The sequence below is a fragment of the Actinoplanes sp. NPDC051633 genome (assembly GCF_040681735.1).
In the GTDB taxonomy this organism is placed as follows: domain Bacteria; phylum Actinomycetota; class Actinomycetes; order Mycobacteriales; family Micromonosporaceae; genus Actinoplanes.
Map to the genome: position 1 here is coordinate 1 of NZ_JBFAZH010001526.1, position 1,543 is coordinate 1,543.

Sequence of the window (1,543 nt, forward strand, 5' to 3'; positions counted from 1 at the left end):
GGCCGCGGACCTTGCCGGACACGGTGTCGGCCACGTCGGGAGCGGGTTTCAGGAGGGGGAGCGGCGCGACCGGCACGCCGGCGGCGAGGGTGATGAGGGTACGGCGAGTGGTCATGAGTCGCTCACATTGATCGTGATCCGGCCGGTGTCGGAGGGCCAGTTCGGCACGACGAACCGCTGGGTGCCGCCGCCGGCGCGGGACTGCACGGCGACGGTGATGGTGCCGCTGCCGTCCGGCGCGGCGGGGATGTAGACGTCGGCGGCGGAGATGAAGGTCTCGTCGAAGTCGGGCAGCGCGACGCTCAGGTCGGTCCGCCGGTCGGTGTTCTGGTCGTGGGCGAACATCCCGATGACGCGTTTCTCCCGGGGCGAGGTCGTCGCGTTGAGGATGTTGGTGCCGTTGACGGCCAGGACGTCGCTGTTCGTACCCTGGTCACCCCACCATTCCTTGTACCGCGACAGCGACAGCGCGCTGTGCGCGGGCCCGATCGGCACCCGGGCGCCGATGCCCTCGCCGGGGCGGTTGGTCAGCAGCCGGATCAGGCGGTCGCCGCGCTGGAAGGCCGGGAAGTACTGGTGCTGCACGGCGCCGCCGCCCTGGTGCACCGCGAACTCGTAACGGGCGTCGGCCCGGCCGGTGAACGGGCCGAACTCGCCGGTGGCGCCGATCGGGAAGGACGCGGCCGGCGAGTTGCTCAGCCGGGCCCCGGTGGTCGCGCTCACCTCGAAGACGTCGACCGACATGCCCGAGGCTGCGCCGTTGGAGGGGAACAGCACGGCGCGTCCGGACAGGCTGATCGGTCCGGGCTGGGGCACCACGGCGGTGGTCGCCGGGGCGGAGCCGGTGAAGAACCGGTACATCTGCGTGAAGCTCTGCACGGACGTGACGGTCTGGGTGTGTGACTGGTCGCTCTGGTAGACGTTGGCGGCGCCCCGGATCCGGCGCAACGTCGAGCCCTCGCCCCAGATCGCCAGGGTGGGCACGCCGCCGGGCTGACGCAGCGCGGTGGAGCCGTCGAGGTTGACGTAGTGCGCGACCTTCGCCGCCCGGGACCGGGTGTCGAGGAAGCTCTGGGCGAGGAACGTGCCCAGCGAGTGCGCGACCAGCTCGACCTTGTCGGCGCCGGTCTCCCGGCGCAGCTGGTCGATCCGTTGCTCCAGCCGGGTCAGCACCGCGCCGGAGCTCTCCTGGGCGAAGCTGAAGTCGTAGTCGATGCCGTCGACGGCGGCCACGGGATAGCCGTTGCTCGCGAAGCGCTTGGCCTGCGTCTCGAACTGGGCGGCCGACCCGGCCGCGCCGTGCAGGAAGAGGATCGGGCGGGGGACGGCGGCGTGCGCGGGGAGCGCGCCGGCGGTGGTCAGGAGGAGGCTGAGGACGGACAGCAGGGCCAGTTGGCGACGCATGGGGATGAGGGCCTTCCGGGCAGCGGCGGGTGGCGGCCGACGGGTGGGCGGCCACCACCCGGGAGGAGCAGAACCCCCCGGGGCGGGACTGGCCGATGGGGAAGCGGGCGGTGTAAGAAAACAAAAGCGCGCAGCGCGG

Annotated in this window: 1 protein-coding gene; it reads right to left on the bottom strand. The window is 72.3% G+C overall.

From position 1 onward, the window contains the following. Positions 1–111 precede the first annotated feature (111 nt). A complete protein-coding gene (locus tag AB0M20_RS42780; RefSeq protein WP_364307155.1) occupies positions 112–1,404 on the bottom strand; it encodes an alpha/beta fold hydrolase in 1,293 nt (430 codons plus the stop codon). Between the last annotated feature and the right edge of the window lie 139 nt (positions 1,405–1,543).